24 protein-coding genes, 1 tRNA gene and 1 riboswitch (1 of these 26 cut by a window edge) are annotated in these 22998 nt (G+C 68.4%); of the genes, 7 read left to right on the top strand and 18 right to left on the bottom strand.

The features are described from left to right. From B9N97_RS15010 to B9N97_RS15000, 3 genes are all read right to left on the bottom strand, one after another. On the bottom strand, nucleotides 1–161 hold the 5' end (the start) of the coding sequence (locus B9N97_RS15010) for a potassium channel family protein (RefSeq protein WP_085087910.1). Its footprint begins 880 nt before the window's first position; only the first 161 of its 1041 coding nucleotides appear in the window; its start codon is at nucleotides 159–161; its stop codon lies off the left edge, out of view. Between the two features lie 136 nt (nucleotides 162–297). After that, the gene (locus B9N97_RS15005; protein ID WP_085087907.1) at nucleotides 298–912 is read right to left on the bottom strand and encodes a 2-hydroxychromene-2-carboxylate isomerase; all 615 of its coding nucleotides are present in this window, start codon (nucleotides 910–912) and stop codon (nucleotides 298–300) included. 108 nt (nucleotides 913–1020) lie between these two features. After that, on the bottom strand, nucleotides 1021–1734 hold the full coding sequence (locus tag B9N97_RS15000) for a response regulator (RefSeq protein WP_085087905.1): 714 nt from the start codon (nucleotides 1732–1734) through the stop codon (nucleotides 1021–1023). A gap of 250 nt (nucleotides 1735–1984) precedes the next feature. Between B9N97_RS15000 and B9N97_RS14995 the strand changes: the two genes are divergently transcribed. From B9N97_RS14995 to B9N97_RS14990, 3 genes are all read left to right on the top strand, one after another. Then, nucleotides 1985–2170: a hypothetical protein gene (locus B9N97_RS14995; RefSeq protein WP_085087902.1), complete on the top strand. Its 186-nt coding sequence runs from the start codon at nucleotides 1985–1987 to the stop codon at nucleotides 2168–2170. A 23-nt stretch (nucleotides 2171–2193) separates the two neighbouring features. After that, nucleotides 2194–2415: a hypothetical protein gene (locus tag B9N97_RS35005; RefSeq protein ID WP_143266721.1), complete on the top strand. Its 222-nt coding sequence runs from the start codon at nucleotides 2194–2196 to the stop codon at nucleotides 2413–2415. 102 nt (nucleotides 2416–2517) lie between these two features. Further along, nucleotides 2518–4704, top strand: a complete 2187-nt coding sequence (locus B9N97_RS14990) for a hypothetical protein (protein ID WP_085087899.1) — start codon at nucleotides 2518–2520, stop codon at nucleotides 4702–4704. Between the two features lie 102 nt (nucleotides 4705–4806). Here B9N97_RS14990 and B9N97_RS14985 read toward each other — a convergent pair whose 3' ends face one another. The 6 genes from B9N97_RS14985 to mgtE form a co-directional block, all read right to left on the bottom strand. Next, nucleotides 4807–5247, bottom strand: a complete 441-nt coding sequence (locus B9N97_RS14985; protein WP_244560727.1) for a hypothetical protein — start codon at nucleotides 5245–5247, stop codon at nucleotides 4807–4809. 68 nt (nucleotides 5248–5315) lie between these two features. After that, nucleotides 5316–5759, bottom strand: a complete 444-nt coding sequence (locus tag B9N97_RS14980; protein ID WP_085087893.1) for a PaaI family thioesterase — start codon at nucleotides 5757–5759, stop codon at nucleotides 5316–5318. Nucleotides 5760–5853: 94 nt separating this feature from the next. After that, nucleotides 5854–6666 (bottom strand): thiazole synthase, encoded by an 813-nt coding sequence (locus B9N97_RS14975; protein WP_085087890.1) that lies wholly within the window; start codon nucleotides 6664–6666, stop codon nucleotides 5854–5856. A gap of 100 nt (nucleotides 6667–6766) precedes the next feature. Next, the gene (thiS, locus tag B9N97_RS14970) at nucleotides 6767–6973 is read right to left on the bottom strand and encodes a sulfur carrier protein ThiS (protein ID WP_085087887.1); all 207 of its coding nucleotides are present in this window, start codon (nucleotides 6971–6973) and stop codon (nucleotides 6767–6769) included. Beyond that, the gene (thiO, locus tag B9N97_RS14965; protein WP_085087885.1) at nucleotides 6970–8151 is read right to left on the bottom strand and encodes a glycine oxidase ThiO; all 1182 of its coding nucleotides are present in this window, start codon (nucleotides 8149–8151) and stop codon (nucleotides 6970–6972) included. Before thiO ends, thiS begins: the two co-directional genes overlap by 4 nt. Next, nucleotides 8143–8242, bottom strand: a riboswitch (TPP riboswitch). Its footprint overlaps the gene before it by 9 nt. Nucleotides 8243–8317: 75 nt before the next feature. Further along, nucleotides 8318–9748, bottom strand: a complete 1431-nt coding sequence (gene mgtE / locus B9N97_RS14960) for a magnesium transporter (RefSeq protein WP_085087882.1) — start codon at nucleotides 9746–9748, stop codon at nucleotides 8318–8320. Between the two features lie 384 nt (nucleotides 9749–10132). Here mgtE and B9N97_RS14955 point away from each other — a divergent pair, with 384 nt between their 5' ends. Both B9N97_RS14955 and B9N97_RS14950 read left to right on the top strand, forming a co-directional pair. Beyond that, nucleotides 10133–10435, top strand: coding sequence for an STAS domain-containing protein (locus tag B9N97_RS14955; RefSeq protein ID WP_085087879.1), 303 nt, complete (start codon nucleotides 10133–10135; stop codon nucleotides 10433–10435). A 140-nt stretch (nucleotides 10436–10575) separates the two neighbouring features. Continuing rightward, nucleotides 10576–11289: a phosphatase PAP2 family protein gene (locus B9N97_RS14950; RefSeq protein ID WP_167393313.1), complete on the top strand. Its 714-nt coding sequence runs from the start codon at nucleotides 10576–10578 to the stop codon at nucleotides 11287–11289. 107 nt (nucleotides 11290–11396) lie between these two features. On the opposite strand, the gene B9N97_RS14945 is transcribed toward B9N97_RS14950, so the two are convergent. After that, nucleotides 11397–11481: transfer RNA gene (locus B9N97_RS14945), tRNA-Leu, on the bottom strand. A gap of 187 nt (nucleotides 11482–11668) precedes the next feature. Here B9N97_RS14945 and lipB point away from each other — a divergent pair. Beyond that, nucleotides 11669–12412: a lipoyl(octanoyl) transferase LipB gene (gene lipB / locus B9N97_RS14940; protein WP_085087874.1), complete on the top strand. Its 744-nt coding sequence runs from the start codon at nucleotides 11669–11671 to the stop codon at nucleotides 12410–12412. An 856-nt stretch (nucleotides 12413–13268) separates the two neighbouring features. Here the strand turns inward: lipB and B9N97_RS14930 are convergent. The 5 genes from B9N97_RS14930 to B9N97_RS14910 form a co-directional block, all read right to left on the bottom strand. Then, a complete protein-coding gene (locus B9N97_RS14930; RefSeq protein WP_085087868.1) occupies nucleotides 13269–13781 on the bottom strand; it encodes a hypothetical protein in 513 nt (170 codons plus the stop codon). Further along, complete coding sequence (locus B9N97_RS14925; protein ID WP_244560726.1) at nucleotides 13768–14613, bottom strand: hypothetical protein; 846 nt, start codon at nucleotides 14611–14613, stop codon at nucleotides 13768–13770. The genes B9N97_RS14930 and B9N97_RS14925 overlap by 14 nt, the downstream gene beginning before the upstream one ends. A gap of 103 nt (nucleotides 14614–14716) precedes the next feature. Beyond that, nucleotides 14717–15007, bottom strand: coding sequence for an acylphosphatase (locus B9N97_RS14920; RefSeq protein ID WP_085087862.1), 291 nt, complete (start codon nucleotides 15005–15007; stop codon nucleotides 14717–14719). Beyond that, the gene (locus B9N97_RS14915) at nucleotides 15004–16755 is read right to left on the bottom strand and encodes a long-chain-fatty-acid--CoA ligase (protein WP_085087860.1); all 1752 of its coding nucleotides are present in this window, start codon (nucleotides 16753–16755) and stop codon (nucleotides 15004–15006) included. The genes B9N97_RS14920 and B9N97_RS14915 overlap by 4 nt, the downstream gene beginning before the upstream one ends. A 155-nt stretch (nucleotides 16756–16910) precedes the next feature. Continuing rightward, on the bottom strand, nucleotides 16911–18011 hold the full coding sequence (locus B9N97_RS14910; RefSeq protein WP_244560725.1) for a serine hydrolase domain-containing protein: 1101 nt from the start codon (nucleotides 18009–18011) through the stop codon (nucleotides 16911–16913). Nucleotides 18012–18198: 187 nt separating this feature from the next. Here B9N97_RS14910 and B9N97_RS14905 point away from each other — a divergent pair, with 187 nt between their 5' ends. After that, nucleotides 18199–19050 (top strand): PilZ domain-containing protein, encoded by an 852-nt coding sequence (locus B9N97_RS14905; protein WP_085087857.1) that lies wholly within the window; start codon nucleotides 18199–18201, stop codon nucleotides 19048–19050. A 5-nt stretch (nucleotides 19051–19055) separates the two neighbouring features. Here the strand turns inward: B9N97_RS14905 and B9N97_RS14900 are convergent, their stop codons facing one another. From B9N97_RS14900 to B9N97_RS14890, 3 genes are all read right to left on the bottom strand, one after another. Beyond that, the gene (locus B9N97_RS14900; RefSeq protein ID WP_244560724.1) at nucleotides 19056–19943 is read right to left on the bottom strand and encodes an FkbM family methyltransferase; all 888 of its coding nucleotides are present in this window, start codon (nucleotides 19941–19943) and stop codon (nucleotides 19056–19058) included. A gap of 52 nt (nucleotides 19944–19995) precedes the next feature. After that, nucleotides 19996–21549, bottom strand: a complete 1554-nt coding sequence (locus B9N97_RS14895; protein ID WP_085087852.1) for a SpoVR family protein — start codon at nucleotides 21547–21549, stop codon at nucleotides 19996–19998. Between the two features lie 76 nt (nucleotides 21550–21625). Continuing rightward, nucleotides 21626–22918: a YeaH/YhbH family protein gene (locus B9N97_RS14890; protein ID WP_085087849.1), complete on the bottom strand. Its 1293-nt coding sequence runs from the start codon at nucleotides 22916–22918 to the stop codon at nucleotides 21626–21628. Between the last annotated feature and the right edge of the window lie 80 nt (nucleotides 22919–22998).

The following is a 22998-nucleotide window of genomic DNA, read 5'->3' as shown; positions in this document are numbered from 1 at the left end:
GCCGTCAGCAACGCCCCGCCCAGCCAGGATTTGGAAGCCCCCTTGGCACCATGGGGACCCATGTGAGCCCCCCCATGGCCGTTGCCGCCGGAACTGCCGGGAGGAACCGCCGGGGGCGGGCTGGTCGTCCGGGGGCGGCGGTCGGGAACGATCTGGTCCATGGGGCGGCAAACCGAAACGGAAACAGACACCGGACCCGGTGCCCGGACGAAGGTCCTATTCCGAAGTTATAGCGGTTTGCCCGCCCCGGGAGTCAGCATTTTCCGCAGCTCTACCTGCGGATTCCGCCTCCCTGACCTACCAGCCGCCGGTGGCGAGCCAGCGGTCGACCATGTCGAGGCGGTCCCAGCCCCAGAAGGGTTCGCCATCGACGAAGACGAAGGGCGAGCCGAAGACGCCGCGCTCCACCGCATCGTCGGTTTCGGTGCGCAGCCGGTCCTTGACCGCCGGGTCCTGGATGGCGGCGGCCACCGCGGCGCGGTCGATGCCGAGGCTGCCCAGGGTCTTCGCCGCGATCTCCGCCACCGTGTCGGCCGGGCCGATGTCCCGCCCCTCGCCGAAATGGGCATGGAAGAGCGCATGGGCCAGGAGCTTCGCCTGTTCCGGATGCTCGTCGGTCAGCCAATAGAAGGCGCGCGAGGCGGCGACGCCGTTGGCCGGGGCCGAATCGGGAAAGGTGAAGGGGGCGCCGGTCAGCCGGGCGATGCGGCCGACGTCATGGGTCAGATATTCGCCGCGCAGGGGCTGCTGCAGGTTGGGCTTCATGCCCGTCACCTTGAAGATGGCGCCGAGCAGGACCGGGCGCCAGGTGACGGCGCGGCCATGCTTCGCCGCCAGCTCGTCGATGCGCAGGCTGGCGAAATAGCCGTAGGGCGAAGCGAAGTCGAAATAGAAGTCGATCGGGTCCGGCACGCGCGTTTCCTCTCCGACAGGTTTTCCGGAAAGGCTAACGCGGGTACGGACAGGCGTCCAGAGGAGCGTCCGGGGGAAGACGCGTTGCCCGAACGCCCCTGTCTCCCGTCAGACCGTGCGCACCTTGGCGTCGAAGACGTAGCCGGCGCCGCGTTCGGTCTTGATGATGCGGGGCTCCTTCGGGTTCGCCTCGATCTTGCGGCGCAGGCGCAGGATCAGCACGTCGATGGACCGGTCGAACACCTCCGCCCCGTCGACGCGGGTGAGGTCGAGCAGCTGGTCGCGGGTCAGCACCCGCTGCGGCCGCTTGACGAAGGCCGCCAGCAGGCCGAACTCCGCCTTGGTCAGTTCCACCTCGCGCCCCTCCTGCCCGCGCAGGCGCTGGGCCGTGAGGTCGAGTTCCCAATTGGCGAACTGCACGACTGCACGCAGTTCGTCCGCGCTGCGGGCGGGACGGGCGTCGTTGGAGACGCGGCGCAGGACCGCCTTGATGCGGGCCAGAAGTTCGCGCGGGTTGAAGGGCTTGGTCAGGTAATCGTCAGCCCCCAGTTCCAGCCCGACGATGCGGTCGACGTCCTGGTCCTTGGAGGAGAGGATGATGACGGGAATCTGCGATTCGGTGCGGATCTGGCGGACGAGGCCGAGCCCGTCGCCGTCAGGCAGGCGCAGATCGCAGACCACGAGGTCGACAGGGTCGCCATCCAAAGCCTGCCGGGCCGATGCGGTGTCCTGCGCCGTCGTGACCCGGTAGCCCTCTCCCGCCAGATATGAGGCCAAAAGCTCCCGAATCGGCTCGTCGTCGTCGACAGCGAGAATGTGCATGCCTGTTACCTCCCCAAATCTTCTTATCTCACGCGCGAGCGGCACGCAATGCGTTACAACCCCGTAACAGCCGCGGCCGATTCGCCGACCACATGAGTTGGTTGAAACCGCATCCTGCACCGGCGACATAAAAATACCGTTGCGCGGACATTAACCAGAAACAAGCTGCGGTTTAAATCCAGACCATCGAACAGGGGACAGCGGCCCGCCAATGGGCGCCGGACCAATGCCGTGATGGGGAAGCACCGCCATGTCGAACATCGATCATTGCCTGGAGCGCCTGGCCCTGCTCGACCGCGCCGACCGTCTGCTGAACGAGGTGCGGGTCTACGGACAGCATGGCTCGATCCGCGAAACGCTGGCGCAGCACCGGCTGCTGCTGGGCGAGGCGAGGCGCCACCTCGACTCGGCGCGCTCGGTCGGGCGGCCGGGCTGAGGACCCTCGGCGAGACCATCTTCATGTCCGGCTGCAACGCCCAGGCGGCACCGATGCCGCCCCACCGAACCGCGCCCCACAACAGGGCGGCGAAGCGCCTGCCCGCCGACGGCCACCGCCGTCCGGCGACGGAGCGTTGCGCCCGTCATTCCGGGTGCGTGCCGGGTGCCGCACAGGTCGCGGTCCATAATGGTGCCCCGCTGTGGCGCACGATGATGGAGCGCTGGCTGGCTGCGGCCCCCTGACCTGTCCGGACATTCGGACAGCCTCCTGTTGCGCTCTCCCTATTCCCGCCCGATTTCGCGCCTATGTCGGCAGTCGGGAGTCACAACACGGAGAGACCCATCATGACCCGCGCCATCCTTCTCGCCTCCACCGCCCTGCTGATGGCGGCCCCGGCGGCATTTGCCGCGACAGGCGGACCGACCGGCGGGCAGTTGGCGCTGACGCGGGTCCTGCTGTCGACCGGCGGCGTCGGCTACTTCGAATATGAGGCGACGGTGAGCGGCGACGCCGACCTGTCGCTGGAGGTGCGGCGCGATCAGGTCGACGACGTGCTGAAGAGCATCGTCGTCTATGACGACAAGGGCGGCGTCGGCACCATCGCCCTGCCGGGAGCCGAACCGCTGGACACCGCCTTCCGCGAACTTCCCTTCTCGGCCGGCGACCTCACCTCCCCCGCCGCATTGCTGAACGCGATGCGCGGGGCGGAGGTGACGACCGGCGGCTCCCGCCAGTTGACCGGCCGGCTGATGTCGGTGACCGAGGAGACGGTCCGGCTGCCGGGGAACGACGGCGCCACCACCACGCGCCACCGCGTGACGCTGATGACGTCCGAGGGCCTGCGCCAGCTGGTGCTGGAGGAGGCCGACGCGCTGCGCTTCACCGATCCGGCGGTGCAGGCGCAGATCGACCGGGCTTTGTCGGCGGTGGCGGACAACGCCCGGCGCGAGCGGCGGCGGCTGACCGTCCACAGCCGGGCGCCGCAGGATGGGCAGGCGGCCGGCGAGCGGCGGGTCCGGGTCGGCTATGTCGCGGAGATGCCGCTGTGGAAGGCGACCTATCGGCTCAGCCTCGGCACCGGAGCCGGTCAAAATGGAGAGGGTCAAAACGCACAGGAACAGAACGGACAGGGACAGAACGGGCAGGCGGACAAGGGCAGCGGCGCGCTGCAGGGCTGGGCGGTGCTGGAGAATCTGAGCGGCGAGGATTGGAGCAACGTCGACCTGACGGTGGTCTCGGGCAACCCGGTGACCCTGCGCCAGGCGCTCTACACCCCCTATTTCGTTGAGCGGCCGGAGGTGCCGGTGGAGGTGCTGGGCCGGGTGCTGCCCAGCGCCGACGAGGGCGCGGTGACGCTGGACGACGCCCGCCCGGCGATGCGGTCGCAGTCGGAAGCCTCGCGCGCCGGTGCGCCGCCCGCCGCCGCCATGGCCGCTCCGCCGCCGATGCCCGACGCCCCGGCCCCGGCACCGATGGGCGAGCCGCTGGCGAAGGTCGCCCCCTATGGCAGCGCCGCCAGCACGCCGGCGATGGCCGCGGTGCGCGGCGCCGAGGCCGGTGCGGCGGAGGGCGCCCAGGTGCTGTTCCATTACCCGCAGCCGGTCAGCGTGCCGAATGGCGGGACGTTGATGATGCCGATCGCCGCGACCAGCCTGCCGGTGGAGCGGGTGGCGCTCTACCAGCCCGCCGCCGATGCCCGCCACCCGCTGGCGTCCCTGCGGCTGCGCAACGATGGCGACACCGCCCTGCCGCCCGGGCTGCTGACCTTCTATGACCGCGGTTCGGCGAACAGCGCTTATGTCGGCGATGCCCGCATGGCGACCCTGCCGGCGGGCGAGAGCCGGTTGCTGTCCTTTGCCGTCGATCAGGCGGTCACCGTCGACCGCGAGGAGAAGCCGAGCCGCCGGCTGTCCCGCGCCACCCTCGCCGACGGTCTGCTGACCCTGTCGGTGGTCGACCGGCAGAGCACGACCTATACGGTGGCCGGCGCCCCGGACGCCGACCGCGACGTGGTGATCGAGCACCCGCGCCGTCCCGGCTGGGAGTTGGCCGAGCCGGCGGGCGACAAGGCGGAGGCGACCGCCACCGCCTACCGTCTGCCGCTGGCGGTCCCGGCCGGCAAGACGCTGACGCTGACCGCCACGCTGGAACGGCCGCGGCAGGAACGGATCGTCCTGACCGACCTGACCGCCGACCAGATCGCCGCCCGCGCCTCCGCCCCCGAACTGCCGGCGGAGGTGCGACAGGCGTTGACCACCCTGGCCGGCCTGCGCGCCGCCGTCGCCGAGAAGGAGCGCCGCATCGCCGAGTTGGAGCGCGAGCGGACGGAACGCATCGCCGACCAGGACCGCCTGCGCGAGAACCTGAAGGCCCTGCCGGCCGGCAGCGACCTGCACAAGCGGACGCTGGCCAAGATGGCGGAGGCGGAAAGCCGCCTGGACGCGCTGGCGCGCGACCTGACCGCCGCCCGCAACGAGGCTGATGCGGCGCGGCAGACGCTGCGCGAGCGGGTGAAGGCGATGGTGATTTGAGGGGAAGTGTCGGCTGCGGGTGCCCCCACCTAGCCTCCCCCGCGATTGGAACGGCCTTCGGCCGGCCGAGAGCGGGGGAGGGTTAGGGTGGGGGTCTAACTCCTACAACGTCGTCCCGCTGCAGTACGCCCAATCGTCGCCCTGCAGGCCGAAGAAGGCCGCGACCGGCTTGCCGCTGGAGCGGTCGACGACGACGCGGAAACGGCTGCCGGTGCAGGTGCCCTGGGGCTGCTTGGCGAAGGGCAGCTTGACGTGCTTGGACTTCAGGCAGGCGTCCGACATCTTCGGCGGGGCGGCCGGACCGTCCACCTTCTTGCCGTTCAGCACCATATAATAGTTGGTTGCCTGACCGCCCTTGACGTCGGCCTTCACCTCGATCTTGCCGAAGCGCGACTTGTAGAGGCCGGCATCCTGTTCGCCGTCGGGTGCGCCGCTGGGCAGCGCACGGAAGGAGATGGCGGCGCAGGACGGCGGATCCTTCGCTTCCGCCGGGGCAGCGAGCAGCGCGGAGAGGCCGCCGGCCAGCAGAAGGGCGGCAGGCATGGTCAACAAACGCCGTGAAAGAAGATGGGCAGACAGCATGGAAGAGACCTTTCGAACCGGTTGAACCGTCACTTCGGCAACAGGCAGATGGCGGTCTGCTGCATCAGGGCGCAGTCCTTTTCCGCACCGCCGTCCAGCATCGACACCTCGACCTGGGTGATGGTCAGGGTGCGCCCCGGCTTGATGACACGGGCGCGGGCGATCATCACGTCGCCCTTGGCCGGTGCCATCAGGTTGATCTTGAACTCCACCGCCAGAACTTCCGCCCCCGCCGGCATCAGGCTGTAGGCGGCATAGCCGCCGGCATTGTCGGCCAGCGTGCTGACCATGCCGGCATGGAAGAAGCCGTGCTGCTGCGTCAGCTCGGCGCGGAACGGCAGCCGCATCTCGCAGAATCCCGGCTCCACCGCCGTCAGTTCGATGCCGAGAGTCCGGCAGATCGGCTGCTGTTCGAAGGAGGCGAGGCAGCGCGCCTTCCAGTCGGGATCGCGGGGAACGAAGCTGTCGGCCAAGGCGAAGCACTCCGGCAGGGGGACGTTGCGGGACAGCCTGCGTCAGCCGCCCCGCCGGATCAAGCCCGGAACCTTGACCGCCGGTCGTCGGCGTTCAACTGCCGATCAGGCCCATCTGCGGGCTGGACGGTTCGGCGTGGGCTCGCATCGGCATGCGGCCGGCCAGATGGGCGGCGCGGCCGGCGCTGACCGCGTCGCGCATCGCCGCCGCCATCCGCACCGGATCGCGCGCCTTCGACACCGCGGTGTTCAGCAGCACGGCGGCACAGCCAAGCTCCATCGCCAGCGCGGCGTCGGATGCGGTGCCGATGCCGGCGTCCAGCACCACCGGCACGGAGCTGCGGGCGCAGATCGTCTCGATGGCGTGCGGATTCCGGATGCCCATGCCCGAGCCGATGAAGGCACCCAGCGGCATCACCGCCGCCGCGCCCAGATCGGCCAGCTTACGGCAGGTCACCGGGTCGTCATTGCAGTAGGGCAGCACGACGAAGCCGTCATTGACCAGCTCCTCCGTCGCGCGCAGCAGCTCCTCCACGTCGGGATAGAGCAGTTCGCGGTCGCCGATGACCTCCAGCTTGATCCAGGGGGTATCCAGCGCCTCGCGCGACAGCTGGGCGGTCAGCACGGCCTCCTTGGCGGTCATGCAGCCGGCGGTGTTGGGCAGCAGCCCGACCGGGCCGGTCGGCCGCCCGGCGGTGGCGCGGGCCAGCACGTCGACGAGGCTTTCCGAATAGCCGTCCAGGCTGATGCGCCGGATCGCCAGCGTGACCAGCTCGCTGCCGCTGGCCGCCAGCGCGTCGAGCATCACCTGCTGGTTCGGATAGCCGGCGGTGCCGAGAAAGAGGCGCGAGCCGAGGCTGCGCCCGGCGATGGTGAGGGGATCGGTTGGAGTGTCGGTTGGGGACATGGGGGGAGCCTTTTGAAAGGCCATCTCCCAAAGCCGCGACTCCCGGGGGGAGAGGGATTCGTTCCATGTCGCGGGGCGGGAGAGGGAGATATGGTGGGGGTCAGCCGCCTTGGATCGGGCGGACGATTTCCAGGCTGTCGCCGGGCTGGAGCGGGGTCTCAACCCAGCGGCGACGGGGGACGACGGCGCCGTTCAGGGCGACGGCAACGCCGCGCGCCCCCTCGGCGATGCCGCGGCCGGCCAGAAGCTCGGCCAGGGACGCGGCGGACAGCGGTTCTTCGCGGCCATTGATGCGGATGGCGCTCATGCGGCGGCTCCTGCCGCAACGAAGCGGTCGGCGGCGAAGGGGCGCAGCAGCGGGTCGGTCTCGCCGGTCAGCACCAGCCGGGCGATGCCGTCGGCAGTCACCGGGGTCAGCAGGATGCCGTTGCGGTGGTGGCCGGTGGCATGGATCAGGCCGGGAATGCCGCTCTCGCCCAAAATCGGCGCATCGTCGCGGCTGCCGGGACGGAAACCGACCCAGGCCTCCTCGATCGGCAGCTCGGCGATGCCGGGCAGCGCCCGCCATGCCCCCTCCAGCAGGGCGAACTGCCCACCGGCGGTCAAGCGGTCGTCGAAGCCGCGCTCCTCCGTCGTGGCGCCGATCAGCAGCCGGCCGTCAAGCCGCGGGATCAGGTAGGTGCCCGGCGTCCACACCACATGGCGCAGCAGCGGCAACCGCGCGTCCATCCGCAGGCAAAGCATCTGCCCCTTCACCGGCCGCACCGGCGGCTTGGCGGTGGGCGGCAGTCCCGGAACCCCGGCCGACCAGGCCCCGGCGGCCAGCACCACCCGGTCGGCCCGATGCAGGGTTTCGCCAACCCGCACCCCAACGGCGCGCCCGCCCTCCACCGCCAGCGCCACCTCGCCGCAATGCTCGTGCAGGCGGGCGCCGGCGGCTTCGGCGGCGCAGCGCAGGGCGGCTGCGACCTTGCGGTTGTCGACCTGATGGTCGTCGGCACAGAACAGCGCACCGGCGACGCCGGGCTGCAGGAAGGGCTCGCGCCGCCGCACCTCGGCCCCGCTCAGCCAGTCCACCGGCAGGCCGAGATCGCGCTGGAAGCCGTGCAGGAAGCGGACCTTGGCGGCATCGTCGGCATTGAGCGCGATGACCATCGTGCCTTCGCTGCGCAGATCGACGGCCATGCCGCTCGCGGCCTCCAGATCGCGGGCGAAGTCCGGCCACAGCGCCTGCGAGGCGCGGGTCAGCGGCAGCAGCCCCTCCTCGCCCGGTTCGGTCTCGACACAGGCGGCCAGCATGCCGCCGGCGGCATGGGTGGCGCCGCGCCCGGCCGCTCCCCGCTCGAACAGATCGACGGGGCAGCCGGCCGACGCCAGCCTCCAGGCGATGGCAAGACCGACGCAGCCGGCGCCGACGACGGCGACGGACGGACCGGTTCCGGAGGCGGAAACGGAAAATCGATAAGGTTCTGGCGCATGGATCATGCGGCGGCTCCCTTCGCTGGAATTACCCAGACAGGTTCGATGGGTGTGTTCTCAGCCGCGCGACCATCGCACGGCACCCCAGGCCTATGGCTTGCCTTATGCCAATGTTTCGCTGGCCCCACAAGCGGAATCGGTTCTGCCCGCCGGAGAGGCCACCCCCACTCCCCTACAACAAGAACACCGACGCCAGCCCCAGGAAGGCCAGGAAGCCGACGACGTCCGTCACCGTCGTCAGGAACACCGCGCTCGACACCGCCGGATCGACCCCCAGCTTTTCCAGCCCCAGCGGGATCAGCGCGCCGCTCAGCCCCGCCACCACCAGATTGATGATCATGGCGAGCGCGATGACGACGCCGATCAGCGGGCCGAACCAGACCAGAGCGATGGCGCCGACCATCACGGCGAAGATGCCGCCGTTGATGAGGCCGACCAGCAGCTCCTTCCCCACCACGCGCAGCGCGTTGGCCGACGACAGCTCGTGCGTCGCCAGCGCGCGGACGACGACGGTCAGCGTCTGGGTGCCGGCATTGCCGCCCATCGAGGCGACGATGGGCATCAGCACCGCCAGCGCCACGATCTGTTCGATGGTGGCCTCGAACAGCGAGATGACGCCCGACGCCAGGAAGGCGGTGGCGAGGTTGATGGTCAGCCAGCCGACGCGGCTGCGGGCGATGTCGGCGATGCCGCTGAACACGCCGGTGTCGCCCGACCCGCTCAGCTTGCGCAGGTCGTCCTCCGCCTCTTCGTCGATGATGCGGACGACGTCGTCGACGGTGATGACGCCGATCAGCCGGCCGGCCGGGTCGACCACCGGGGCTGAGACCAGGGCGTATTGCCGGAACAGGTTCGCCACCTCCGCCCGCTCCATGGTGGCGGGGATGGCGTCGACCTCGCCGGTCACCAGATCGGCGATGCGCACGGCCCGGCGCTGGCGCAGCAGGCGCGACAGCGGCACCGCACCCACCACCCGGTGCATCGGATCGACGATGAAGATGTCGTAGAAATCCTCCGGCAGCGTGTCGGTCGCCGCGCGGACGAAGTCGATGGTCTTGCCGACCGTCCAGAATTCCGGCACCGCGACCAGCTCGCGCTGCATCATGCGGCCGGCGCTGTCCTCGTCGTAGGTCAGGTTCTCCTGCACCAGGGCGCGTTCGGCCTCGGGCAGGTTCGCCAGGATCTGCGCGCGCGTCTCGGCGTCCAGATCCTCGATCAGTTCCACCGCGTCGTCGGTGTCGAGGTCGGCGACGGCGGCGGCCAGCTCCTGCGGCTCGAACCGTGCGAGCAGGGATTCGCGCAGGTCGGGGTTCAGGTAGGACAGCACCTCGCCGTCCAGCTCGGCGGGGAGCAGGTCGATCAGGTCGGCGCGCTCGGCCGGCTCCGCCTGTTCGATCAGGTCGGCGATGTCGGCGGCATGCAGCCCGTCCAGCCGCGCCAGCACGGCCTCGCGTTCACGGGCGCGCAGCAGGCCGACGATTTCCTCCACGAACTCCGGCTCGACGCCATAGGGACGTTCGTCCTCCGCCTCCGGACCCGCATGAGAGCGGGCGTGGGCGGCGCCGTCCGGCCGCAGATCGGGCGTGTGGGGATCGGTGTGCATGCCGGCACCCTCCCTTCGACGATGCAATCCCCCACATGCCTGGGCCGGGTGGCCGACGGCACGGAAACGGCGTGTCGGCTCCGCGACATCGGACGGTGGCCGATGGCGCTTGGGGCCGGCGTTCGGGGTTTGCGGGTTGTGGAAGCCTTCCGGCCGGTGCCGGGAACCGCCTGCCAAGGGACGGGACCGGTGACGGCGGAAGCGCCCCCGACATAGAGGCGCCGCCCCCGTTTGTCCAGCCCGGTTCACCAGGAACCAGGGGGAAAGGGCGGCAGCGGACGCATTTGCCACCAGATCCTTGCACCGCCGCGACCCTTCATGCTCCCATGCATCTCGCGCCGCGTCCGCGGCGGTACCTGATGGGGAAAGGGACCGGAAGCGCCGATGGAGTATGCCTTCACCACCGTCGGCGGTCGCGACGGCATCCTGCTGTCCGGCCGCTGCACCTACGAGGACGGCACCCGCTTCCATGACATGCTGCGCGACTGGGACTTCGCCGCCAGCCCGGTGGTCCCGATCGACCTGCGCTTCGTCACCTTCATCGATTCCGCCGCCATCGGCATGATGTTCATCCTGGCGAACCGCTGCCGCGAGGCCGGCGGCCACATCGTCGCCAGCGGCGCCGCCCCGCACATCGTCCGCGCGCTGCGCCGCGCCACGCTGGACCGCTATATCGAGTTCCGCTGATCCCGGTTCGAAATCGGGGAGGGTGGCACCCCGAACCGCTCCCCCCGGTCCCGTAAGGCGCTTTCCGATGCGCCGTTGACCCACCCTGTCATAAAAACGCAACACTGGCCGCTCCCTTACCCCCCACCTTTGGAGCGCCTGTGGAGTACCTGCATCGTCTCGACCAGTCGCTGCTGCTGTGGCTGAACCAGTTCGCCGGACACAGCGCGGCGTTGGACATGGCGGTGCGCGGGATCGCCAACATCTATCTGATCAAGTTGGGACTGTTCAGCGCCGCCCTGTGGTGGCTGTGGTTCCGGCGGGAGGAGACGGAGGCCGGGCGCCGGCTGGTGGTGGACGCCATCGCCGCGGTGGTGTTGGCGGTGGCGGCGTCCATCCTGATCCAGGCGGTGATGCCGGCCCGGCCGCGGCCGCTGCACGACGCCGGCCTGCCCTTCGTCCCGCCGATCGGCCAGAGCCGCGACGCCCTGAAGAACTGGAGTTCCTTCCCCAGCGACAACGCCGCCCTGGGCTTCGCGCTGGCCGCGACCTATTTCCGCGCCTCGCGCCTGTGGGGGCTGCTGGCCTGCCTGTGGGCGGCGGTGGTGATCGCGCTGCCGCGGGTCTATCTGGGCCTGCATTATCCGGGCGACGTCACCGGCGGCGCCATCATCGGCATGCTCGGCGCCTTCGCCGTCGCCCGGCTGCTGCCGATGGGCCGCGTGCACCGGTTGGTCGCCTGGGCCGAGGAACGCTGGCGCCCCTGGTTCTACAGCGCCGCCTTCCTGGTGATCTACGAGATGATGGTGCTGTTCGAAGATGTCCGCCGCGCCTGCGGGGGAGCGGCCAAGCTGCTGCACGCGCTGGCGGGGTGAGGCCCGGCTACTCAAACCCTGGATACGAAAAAGCCCGCTCGGTCTTGCGACCTGCGGGCCTTTCGGTGTTCCCGTATCCCCGGGATGGTCCCATCTGCATGGGAGAGTGGTGCGGTCGAGAAGACTCGAACTTCCACGGGTTGCCCCACAGCGACCTCAACGCTGCGCGTCTACCAATTCCGCCACGACCGCATCAGGCTGGTAGTCCCCGACGCTCGCTCGCGCGCCTCATCGGGTGGAGCGGGTAGATATCAGCTTCCCGATGGCCGATCAAGCGTTACAATCATCGTCTGCGAAGAAAAATGCGGTACGGTCCTCCCGCGGCTCCGCCGACATCGTTAGCTTCACCGCCCGCCGACATCGTTAGAGACCAGATCGAATGACCTCCCCGACCAGCCTCATCGCCAGTCAGTCCGATACGTCCGCCCCGCAGCCCACTCCAAAGCCGGCCCCCCAGCAGATCGAGTGGCGCATCTCCGACGCGCCGGTGCCCTACCCCGACGCCATCGCCGAGATGGAGGCGCGCATCGAGGCGATCCGTGCCGGCACCGCGCCGGAGCTGGTCTGGCTGCTGGAGCATCCGCCGCTCTACACCGCCGGCACCAGCGCGCGCGACGAGGATCTGCTGGAGGCCGACCGCTTCCCGGTCTACCGCAGCGGGCGCGGCGGCCAATACACCTATCATGGGCCGGGACAGCGCGTGGCCTACGTCATGCTGGACCTGAAGACGCGCGGCGCCGACATCCGCGGCTTCGTCCGCGATCTGGAGGAATGGATCATCCGCACGCTCGCCGCCTTCAACATCAAGGGCGAGCGGCGCGAGGGCCGCGTCGGCATCTGGGTCGACAAGCAGCCCTATGGCGGGCTGAAGGGCCAGGAGGACAAGATCGCCGCCATCGGCGTGCGGGTGCGGCGCTGGGTCAGCTTCCACGGCATCGCCCTGAATGTGGAGCCGGACCTGTCCCATTTCGGCGGCATCGTCCCCTGCGGCATCGCCGAGCATGGCGTCACCTCCATCGTCGCGCTGGGCCAGCTGGTGACGATGGAGGACGTCGATTCCGCCCTGATCGCAGCATGGCCTGAGGTGTTCGGCGGCCCGATGCGGGGCGAGACGGACGCCTAGCAGACTGCTGAAGAATTAGCAGCACGCTCTTATAGGAGATTTCGTCACCAACGTCGTCGCCCTTGAAGCAGAAGAACAAAGAACGACCATCAACTTCGTGCTCGGATCGGCGGAGTGGCCACCCAAACTACCCCATACGAACAGCGATACACCACCGGCTGGTCTTTAAGACTGGCCGGTACGGAGTGCAAGGACATAACTACGGGCATTGAGTTGTTTGGCTCTCAGGACGAAGCGCCACGTAAAAGCCTTCGATCTCATTGTCATTGACAGAACCGCGCCCAACCTGCGCCAGACGGATTGGACGTTGGAACTCTCCCTCAATCCCTTCCCAATGGGCGGCCCAACACCTAAAGCGCTTGTAGAAAACGCGATTGGAATTTCAAGGGTTCGACGACGCGACCTACGGTCACACTGGAATTCCAGAAGGAACCAATTAGATCAATGCAGCCATCCATCCTTCTCAAGCTGGGCGACTTTCTGATCATTCGCACCATTACGGCTTTCACCTCCTACCGGAAACGATCAGCCCACTCGCAAGGAAAACAAAATGCCAATTTTCAACGACAAGCAGTATTTCGAACGCGAGGAAGACATCGACTTTCTCATCACGTTGAGTCCTCACGACGAAGCGCCGCGTTCTGGCATCTATCGATGCGAGCATTGCGGCTACGAAATCGTCTCTGTGAAGGGGCGAAAGCTCCCGCCCCAGTCACCGTCGGTCCATGAACATAAGTCCCCGCATAGGGGTCTAATGTCTGCGACCCAAGCGCCGCCCATTGAGTGGCGTCTTGTTGCCATTGCGAAGCACCTCGACGACTAAATCGGTGCCGAGCACTGTAAAACCCAGTGGCGCCTAATACTTCTTGAACCCGCCGGCGGCCGGGGTGGCGGTCTGGCTGCCGGCGGGGTTCACGCGCGGGTCCTGGTTGTCCATCGACTGCACGGTGCAGCCGGTCGAATCGCCGTTGCGGAACAGGTAGATCTTCTTGCGGTCGGCCTTCTTGCCGGGATCGTGCAGGTTCAGCCCATGGCCGAAGGCGACGCCCAGCACCTCGCCCTTGTAAAAGGCGCGGAAGCGCATCGGCTCGATCTCGTTGAAGCGCAGGGCGGCGCACTCCCTGCTCAGCTCCTTCTCGAACTTGCCGGCCTTGCGCCAGTCCTCCTTGGAGCGGATCGTCATCCATTGCGACGGCAGCGCGTACTGCACGATCGGCGGTGCGATGGGCAGGCTGGCCCCCGGCTGCGGCGGCGCCATGTGGCCCTGCTCCGTCCGCTCCAGCGCGCCGGCCAGCGCCGGGGCGGCCCCCAGCAGAGTCAGCCCGCACAGCCAGAGGGCCGCCTTGATCGGCGCATCAAATCCGGACATCGAACCCACGCTCCTTGACCTCGCCGACCGGCTTTTCCGTTGCCGGCATGTGTTTCGATGGCAGGGCGGGCGTTGCCTCCCCCAACCGTCCGGAGAGCGACAGCGACAGGTTCATGGCCCCGCCTTCGGCCGGCGCGCCCAGCGGCGACAGCGTCACCGTGCCTTCCAGCCCCTGCGGCGGCCCGGCCATCGCCCCGCTCAGCATCTCCATGACCCGGCCGAGATCGTCGATGGCGACCCGGTCGGTCTCCACCGTCAGCCCCTTGCCGGGACGGATGGCGGAGCGGAGGACGCCGAGCATGGCCGCCAGCCCCTCGCCCTTCTCCTCGGCCGGCACCCGCGCCAGCAGCAGGGCCGCGTCGTCCAGCCTCACATCCACATGCCCATCAGCCAGGGAAAGGCCGATCCCGCGCAGGTCCACCGCCATATCCTGCCGGGCATCCGTCGCCAGAGGCCGCAACGCGCCGGCCGGTCCATCCAGCGCCATCACGGCGGCCCGGCGCTCCGCCTCGCCGAAGCGGGCAGCGAGCGCGGCTTCGGCCGCGGCGGCATCGCTCCCCTCCATGCCGAAGGCGGCCAGCAGCCGGCCCAGATCGCGCGCCAGCGCCTGGATCGCCGGTCCCAGCCGGTCGGCAAGGTCAACAGCAGGTGGTTCGGAAGGCCGTGCCGGCGCATCTTCCGCCGCCTTCGGCCCCAGGCTGAGGCGGACGGCGGGGCCCCCGCGTTCCGGCGCGGAGGGAGTTTTTGGCGGCGGTGAAGCCACCGGCGCGCGGACAGGCCTGCCCTTCGCCTCCGCCGCCTTGGCGAAGACGCCGGTGAGCATGGCCTTCATGTCGGCCACATCCGGTTTCCTGGCGGTCATCCGGCTACCGTCCCCAAACCACTTCGGCAGCCAGCATGCCGCCGTCATGGTTAGCGGAACGCTAATGCGGGGCTCACACCGTCGGCCGCTGCTCGAAACCGGCCATGCCGGGGTCCTGCTCCGGTTCGGACACCACGTCGCGGACAATGGCGGAGGGTGGGCCGCGGCGGCAGGCCGCCAGCATGCGGTCGACGGCGTCGGCGGAGCCGGCGAACAGGGCCTCCACCGTGCCGTCGCTGCGGTTGCGCACCCAGCCGGTCAGGCCGAGCGCCCCCGCCTGATCGACAGTCCAGCCGCGATACCACACCCCCTGCACCTTGCCCTGGATGCGGACGCGCACCGCCTTGCGATCAACAGCGGTCATGCGGCGCCACCCTTGGCGGCTGCGGCGCTCCGTTTGCCGTGTTCCTCGTCCAGCAGGGCCTTGCGGGACAGCTTTCCGATCATCGTCTTGGGCAGCTCCTGGCGGAATTCCACGACTTTCGGCATCTCGATGGGCGACAGCTTGTCCTTCAGGAAGGCGATCAGTTCCTCCGCGGTCAGGCTCTTGCCGTCGTCCAGCCGGACATAGGCCTTCACCGTCTGGCCGCGATACTCGTCCGGCAAACCGGCGACCACGCATTCGGCGACGGCCGGGTGCAGGTAGATCGCCTCCTCGACATTGCGCGGATAGACGTTGAAGCCGCTGCACAGGATCATGTCCTTGATGCGGTCGACGATGGTGGTGTAGCCGTCCTCGTCCATCACCCCGACATCGCCGGTGTGCAGCCGGCCGTCGACCAGCGTCTCAGCCGTCTCGGCCGGGCGGCGCCAATAGCCCTTCATCACCTGCGGCCCGCGGATGCAGACCTCGCCCTTCTCGCCCGGCGGCAGGACGCGGCGCGGCTCGTCCAGGCTGACGATCTCGACGATGGTGCCGGGCAGCGGCAGGCCGATTGAGCCCTTCTTGTCCGAATGCAGCACCGCCGGATTGACGGTGGCGACGGGGGAGCATTCCGACAGGCCGTATCCCTCCACCAGCGTGCAGCCGGTGGTGCGCTCGAACGCCTCCTTCACCTCCAGCGGCAGCGGCGCCCCGCCCGACATGCAGAAGCGGATCGAGGAAAGATCGAACTTCTCCAGGTGCTTATGGTGGTTGATCGCGGTGTAGATGGTCGGCACGGCGGGGAACAGGGTGATCCGCTCCGTCTGCAGGGTGCGCATCACCTGCTCCAGTTCGAAGCGCGGCAGCAGGACGATCTCCGCCCCCAGATGCAGGCCGAAATTCATCACCGCGGTCATGGCGAAGACATGGAACAGCGGCAGCACGCCCAGCATGCGCTCCTGACCGTCTTCGCCACCGCCCTCACCGGGCTTGCGTTCCTTCGCCGCATACCATGTCGCGCACTGGATGGTGTTGGCATAGAGGTTGGCGTGGGTCAGCATCGCGCCCTTCGGCACGCCGGTGGTGCCGCCGGTGTATTGCAGAACCGCGACATCCTCCTGCGCGTCGATCGTCACCGGAGTCGGCCGGCCGTCGTTGGCGATCAGCCGGGCGAAGGGGATATGGCGGTCGTCGCGCGGGATGGCCGCGATCTCCGCCCGCTTGGCGATGGGGAACAGCCAGTTCTTCGGGAAGGGCAGGATGTCCGCCATGCGGCAGATGACCAGCCGCTTCAAGCCGGTCTCCGCCAGCATCCGCGCCATCTTGCCGTAGAGCAGCTTGAGGTCCAGCGTCACCATCAGGTCGATGTCGCTGTCGCCGATCTGGTGGATCAGCTCGCGCTCGGCATAGAGCGGGTTGAAGTTCACCACCGTGCCGCCGGCCTTCAGGATGGCGAAGAAGGCGATGACGTAATAGGGCGTGTTGGGCAGGAACAGCCCGACTCGCGTGCCCTTCCCCACCCCGATGGCCTGGAACCCGCGGGCGGCGCGGTCGACCAGCCCGCCCAGCTCGCGATAGCTGGTGCGCTTGCCCAGGAAGTTCAGGCAGGGCTTGTCGCCGTGGCGGGCGACGGCTCCCTCCAGCAGCTCGGTCAGCGGCCGGGCCGGGATCGGCATCGCCCAATCCACCGTCGGCGGGTAGGAGGCCAGCCATGGATAATCGGGCAGCTTGCGGGCGGCATCTCCCATAGCGCGGTTCCTCCCCTGAGTTCTACGTCCCGGTCGCCGGTTTCGCCCGGCACCGCCGCCGCCCGAGTCTACGCCGGGAAGCGGGGGATTGTCCCCTGGAGAGGAGATGGGATCGCCGCCATCCGGAACAAGCAGGAGCTGTATCGCGTGCCGCCCTACCGCACGCCGCGCAGCCGGTGCAGCACCTCCACCGCCATCCACTCGGCAAGGTTTCCATCCTCGCCATCCAGGAAGACGGCGACGGAGACCGGAACCGGCCCCGGCGCGTGGTAGGCTGCCGGCGTCACCCCCGGCCCGCCGCCGGTGTGGCCCCAATAGGGTCCGGCCACCGGGTCCAACTCCACCATCATGCCGAGCCCATAGGACGGCTCGACCCAGGGCCGCCCGCCCATCGGCCCGCCGACCGGCAGCCCGTCCCGCATCCGCCGCAGCAGCGCGTCCGGCAGATAGTCCTCCGTCAGGCCGTGAACGAGGCGGCAGGCATCCGCCGCCGTCATCGCCACCACCCCGTGCGACACCCAGCCGGGATGATAGGCATCCTCCACCGAAGTCCCGCCGAAGGTCGGGCTCGGGCCGAAGAACAGCCCGGCGAGGTCGGCCCGCTCGCGCAGAAGCGACGCGCTGGACAGGCCGAGCGGGCCGAAGACCTCGCGCGCCAGCATCTCCGCCAGCGGGGCGCCGCCCGCCCGCTCCAGCAGCCGGCCGATCAGCAGATAGCCGATGTTGGAATAGGCGAAGCTGCCCACCGGCGGTCCATCGCCCCGGGCAACGCCGCAGCGGGCGAGGAACTCGTCGCCGCTCCAGGACTCCGCGCCGGCGGCGACGGCGGCATGGTAGTCGGTCCGGCCGCCGTAATCGGGCAGCCCGGCGCGATGGGTCAGGATCTGCGCGACGCTGACCGGGTCCGGCCGCCCGGCCAATTCCGGCAGCCAGCGCTCCGCCGGTCCGTCGAGATCGACCACGCCGCGGGCGGCCAGCCGCAGCACGGCGGCGGCGAGGATGGTCTTGGTCAGGCTGTAGACCAGGGCGCGCCGGTCGGCCAAGTCGGCCGCCGCCGCACCGCGCACCGACTTCCGCCGCAGCACCAGCGTTCGGACCGGCTCCGCATCGGCTCCCCGGCCGCGGGTGAAGGCGACGATGGCGGTCCCGGCCGGGGCGGGGCTCGCGCTCTCCTCCCCAAGCAGTTCGGCCAGGGCTGCGGTCAACAGGTCCAGTTCGGTTTTCGCACCCGTTACAGTGTTCTTCTTCTTGTCCATCACCCGCCCACTCCCGCTACCCGTCCCGTGTGTCACCACAGATAAGAAGGCACTCACAAGGCAAAGGAAAATCGGGTCCGCTCCTACTGGGGCGCCCCGCAGGTGGGCCGTTAACCACAACTGTCGGCTGTCACCCGCCGGCGACCTGCTGTATTCTTATGAAACTGCCCCCGTGGAGGGCCGCGCCATGCCCGTGATGGACGCCGACCAGCGCCGGAAACTGGAAGATCAGCTGCTTCGCAAGGCGGAGGAAGCGATACGGACCCTGCGCCGGGAGGCGGAGAGCGGCGACCCCGCCCGCGTCGATTCGCTGGCGGAAGCCATGGCCGGGCTGCTGAAGACCCGGGAATTCCCCAGCCTGCGCGCCGCCGAGTTCCGCGAGCTGACCCGCGCCATCCAGCGCGGCGCCTATCAGCGCAGCGTCGATTCGCTGCTGATCCAGGCCGAACGCTGCGGCCATCACGGCGACGAGAAGGGGCGCAACGCGCTGCTGACCAAGGCCAAGGACCATTTCGCCAAGGCCCTGCGCTTCGGCGCCGACGACGAATTCCGCCACGGCGTCGAGCGGCGCGTGCAGGCAACGCTGATGACCAGCAAGGACGGGGTGGACGACCGCACCAAGCAGGCGGCGAAACACAAGCTGGACCAGCACGACGTCGGGGCCAAGCCGCCCAACGGCATCGAGCGCCGCCGCGCCATCCGCTACATGGACCCGGTCCTGGCGGTGGAGGCGGAGGGGCGGCGCTGCACCACCATCAACTGGTCGACCCGTGGCCTGCTGGTCGACCTGCCGCCGGAAGAGTTCTCCCACGCGGTCGGCGGCAAGCTGCGGCTGGACCTGCATTGCCCGGAAATACCGGAGACCGTCGGTCCGGATAAGACCAGCCATCGCGTCGGCGGCCGGCAGATCGCCCATGTGGTGCGCCTCGACCCCGACCGCCGCGCCGTGGCCCTGTCCTTCCCCGACATCAGCACCGTGATGCTGGACCTGATCCACGCGATGAAGGAGGCCGGAATCAAGCCCGAACCGGAGCGCTGACGCCCTCAACCACCAATGAAACGCCCGTTATGGCTGCGGCGCAGCGGATGTTCGTCCGGATCGGCGACCGGCAGCAGGCCATTGATACGCGCGCCCGCTTCGGCCGGCAGGCAGAACAGGTTGATCCCCATGCCGAGCACGCGGATCTCCGTGCCGTTGTCGACCAGCCCATGGCCGAAGATCGGCTCCGACCGGCCGGCGAAGTTGGCGGGATTGTGGAAGGCGGGCAGATACCAATAGCAGGCATAGCCCAGCTCTCCCAGCAGGCGGATCAGGGCCGCCGACTTGTCCGGCCGGTCATTCTCCACATAGAGGACCGGACGGTCGCGGGCGATCAGGCCGCGCGCGCCCTCCAGAACCTCGGACTCCATTCCCTCGACGTCGATCTTGATCAGACGGATGCGGCCCGACCCCTCACAGGCCAGACCATCCAACCGATGAACCGGTACCGGCCGGTCGCCGGCCAAGGCGTCCAGCGACAGCGCGCCGTAATTGCCCTCCGCGTCCATCGCCACGCCGGCAAGATGCAGCACCCCATCGGCGGACCCGGCGGCGGCCAGCATGCCGTCCGCCCAGTCCAGTCCGTTCAGCGCCAGATTGCCGCACAGCAGCCGATGGTTGGCGTCGATGGGCTCCAGCGCCAGAACCCGGCCGGTGGGGCCGACCAGCCGGGCCAGCGCCACCGTGTGGGCGCCGATGTTGGCGCCGACGTCGATCACCCGGTCCCCCGCCCGGACGCACTGGCGGAACAGCGCGACCTCCTGCTCGAAATACTCGCCATAATAGTCCAGCGACCGGCCGACGACGCTGTCGGTGCGCCGGTACATCATCAGGCCATGCCTCGCCCTGACCAGTCCGACCGGCCCCGCACCGCCCAACAGATCCGCCGCCATCGCTTCCCCCATATTGGCATGGGCGGCAGTGTAGCGGAGCCGGTCCTTTACGTCACATCACGCCGATCCCGCTGGGCGCCGTCACGGCATGTTCCTTCAGGATCGCTTCGGAGATCGCCGACACCTCGATCAGCTGGACCTCGTAGCCCCACAGGTTGGCGATGTGGCGCAGCACCGCCTTGGCGTCGCTCTCGTCCAGCAGCACGCCGTTGGTGACGCGGTGCTGCAGGATCAGCTTGCGGTCGCCGGCAAGGTCGACGTCGACGATCTGGATGTCCGGCTCCAGGTAACCCAGGTCGTATTGGCGGGCCAGCTTCTTGCGGATGTCGCGATAGCCGCGCTCGTTGTGGATGTGATCGACCAGCAGATAGGGGTCCTCCGCGTCGTCGCGCACGCTGAACAGCTTCAGCTTCCGCATCAAATGCGGGCTGAGATATTGCAGCACGAAGCTCTCGTCGCGGAAATTGGCCCAGGCCTCGCGCACCGCCGCCATGCCGTCGCCGCGCCCGGCGAGGTCGGGGAACCACTGGCGGTCCTCGTCGGTCGGATTCTCGGCGATGCGGGCGATGTCCTGCATCATCGCGAAGCCGATCGCGTAGGGGTTCAGGCCGGAGAAGCGCTTGTCGTCGAACTCCGGCTGGAACACCACCGACGTGTGGGAGTGCAGGAACTCCAGGAAGGCGCCTTCGCTGATCTGGCCGGTCTCGTGCAGGCGGCTCATGATCTGGTAATGGACGTAGGTGGCGCAGCCCTCGTTCATCACCTTGGTCTGTTTCTGCGGATAGAAATACTGCGAGATGTGGCGGACGATGCGCAGGATCTCGCGCTGCCAATGCTCCAGCCGCGGCGCCTTCTTCTCCAGGAAATAGAGGATGTTCTCTTCCGGCAATCCCAGCAGCTTCTTGCGCTCCGACACGGACTTGCTGGGTCGCGGGCCGGCGGCAGTCTTGGGCACGGTGCGCCACAGGTCGTTGAAGGTCTGGTCCTGATATTCCTGCCGCTCGCGCTCGCGCCGCTGCTCGGTCCGGAGATCCGAGCGCTTCTTCGGATATTTGTGCACGCCCTGGCTCATCAGCGCATGGGCGGCGTCCAGCACCCGCTCCACCGCGGCATGGCCGTAGCGTTCCTCGCAATGGGTGATGTAGGTCTTGGCGAATTCCAGATAGTCCAGGATGCCCTCGGCATCGGTCCATTGCTGGAACAGCTGGTTGTTCTTGAAGAAATGATTGTGGCCGAAGGCGGCATGCGCGATCACCAGCGTCTGCATCGTCATGGTGTTCTCTTCCATGATGTAGCTGATGCAGGGGCTGGAGTTGATGACGATCTCGTAGGCGAGGCCGCGATAGCCTTTGCGGTACATCATCTCGTCGCGGGCGAAATGCTTGCCGAAGGACCAATGCTTGTACATCAGCGGCATGCCGATGGACGAATAGGCGTCGAGCATCTGCTCGGCGGTGATGACCTCGATCTGGTTGGGATAGACGTCGAGGCCCATCTCCTTCAGCGCGATGTGCTCGACGGCGTCGTAGACGCGCTTGATCTTGTCGTAATCCCACTCGACGCCGTCATACAGCAGCGCGTCGGGTCTGGTGATCACAGCCGTCATTCTCGATCTCCCCTTCCGCCCCGGCCCCCCAGTACGGGAGGGGGCGGTGATTTTCCTCTATCCCCTCAGGCGTCCCTTACGCCCCCGCCTTCTCGCGGGCGAACAGCTCGCGGAAGACCGGGAAGATCTCCCGGCGGGAGCGGACACGGCGCATCGCCAGCGGGCGTTCCGGGCTCTGCACCTGCTTGTAGGTGCGCCACAGCTCGGTCTCGCGGCCCAGCGCCGACAGGCCCATGTTGTGTTCCGCCGCCACCTCGATGTAGGCGAAATACTGGCACATCGGCAGGATGACGTCGCGCAGCAGGGTCGCCGACTTGGCGTTGTCCGACGACATGTTGTCGCCGTCCGACGCCTGGGCGGCGTAGATGTTCCATTCATTGTGCGGGTAGCGCTCCTGCACCACCTTCTGCATCTCCTCCAGCGCCGTCGACACCACGGTGCCGCCGGTCTCGGTGGAGTAGAAGAAGGTTTCCTCGTCCACCTCCTTGGCCTCGTGGGTGTGGCGGATGAAGACGATGTCGACCGACCGGTACCGCCGCTTGAGGAACAGGTACAGCAGCATGAAGAAGCGCTTGGCCAGATCCTTCATATGCTCGGTCATCGACCCCGACACGTCCATCAGGCAGAACATCACCGCCTGGGCGATCGGCTTCGGCACCGTCTCGAACCGGTTGAACCGGACGTCGATCGGGTCGATGAAGGGAATGCGCTTGGAGCGCAGGACGATGTGTTCCAGCTGTTCGCGCAGTGCCTGGATCTGCTCGGCATCCTCGCCGGCCTCCTCCGCCTCGCGCAGCATCTCCTCCAGCTCGCGGATCTCGTCGCGCTTCGGGCGCTTCAGCGCGATGCGGCGCGACAGGCTGTTCCGCATGGTGCGGACGAGGTTCAGGTTGGCGGGCGATCCCGACACCGAATAGCCCGCCCGCGTCAGCGTGTGCGATTCGGACTGCTTGACCTTCTGCTTCACCAGATCGGGAAGCTCCAGATCCTCCAGGAAGATGTCGAGGAACTCGTCGCGCGACAGGACGAAGCGGAACTCGTCCTCGCCCTCCCCGTCCGGGCTGCCTTCGCTGCCGCGGCCGCCACCGCCGCCGTCCGGGCGCTGGATGGTGTCGCCTTCCACATATTCCTTGTTGCCGGGCACGACATAGTCGCGCACCCCGCCCTGCGAGGCGCGGTGGAAGGACGGTTCGCGCACCCCGCCGGCGGCGATCGTCACCTTCTCGCCGTTCTCGATATCCTGGATGCCCCGTTTGCCGGAGGCGTCGCGGACCGCCTTGACCACCTGTTCCTTGGCACGGCGCAGGAAGCGCTGGCGGTTGGCCAGGCTCTTGCCCTGCGGGTTCAGGCGACGGTCGATGATGTTCATCAAGGGGCTGGCCCTCCCACCCGTTTCGTCACGCGGCCTTCGAACTCTGACAGCATTCTATGACAGTGGGGTTGCCGCGG

Origin of the sequence: Azospirillum oryzae (assembly GCF_900177515.1) — a bacterium.
GTDB classification, from domain to species: Bacteria; Pseudomonadota; Alphaproteobacteria; order Azospirillales; family Azospirillaceae; genus Azospirillum; species Azospirillum oryzae_A.
This window is presented reverse-complemented; position numbering and strand designations above follow the sequence as displayed.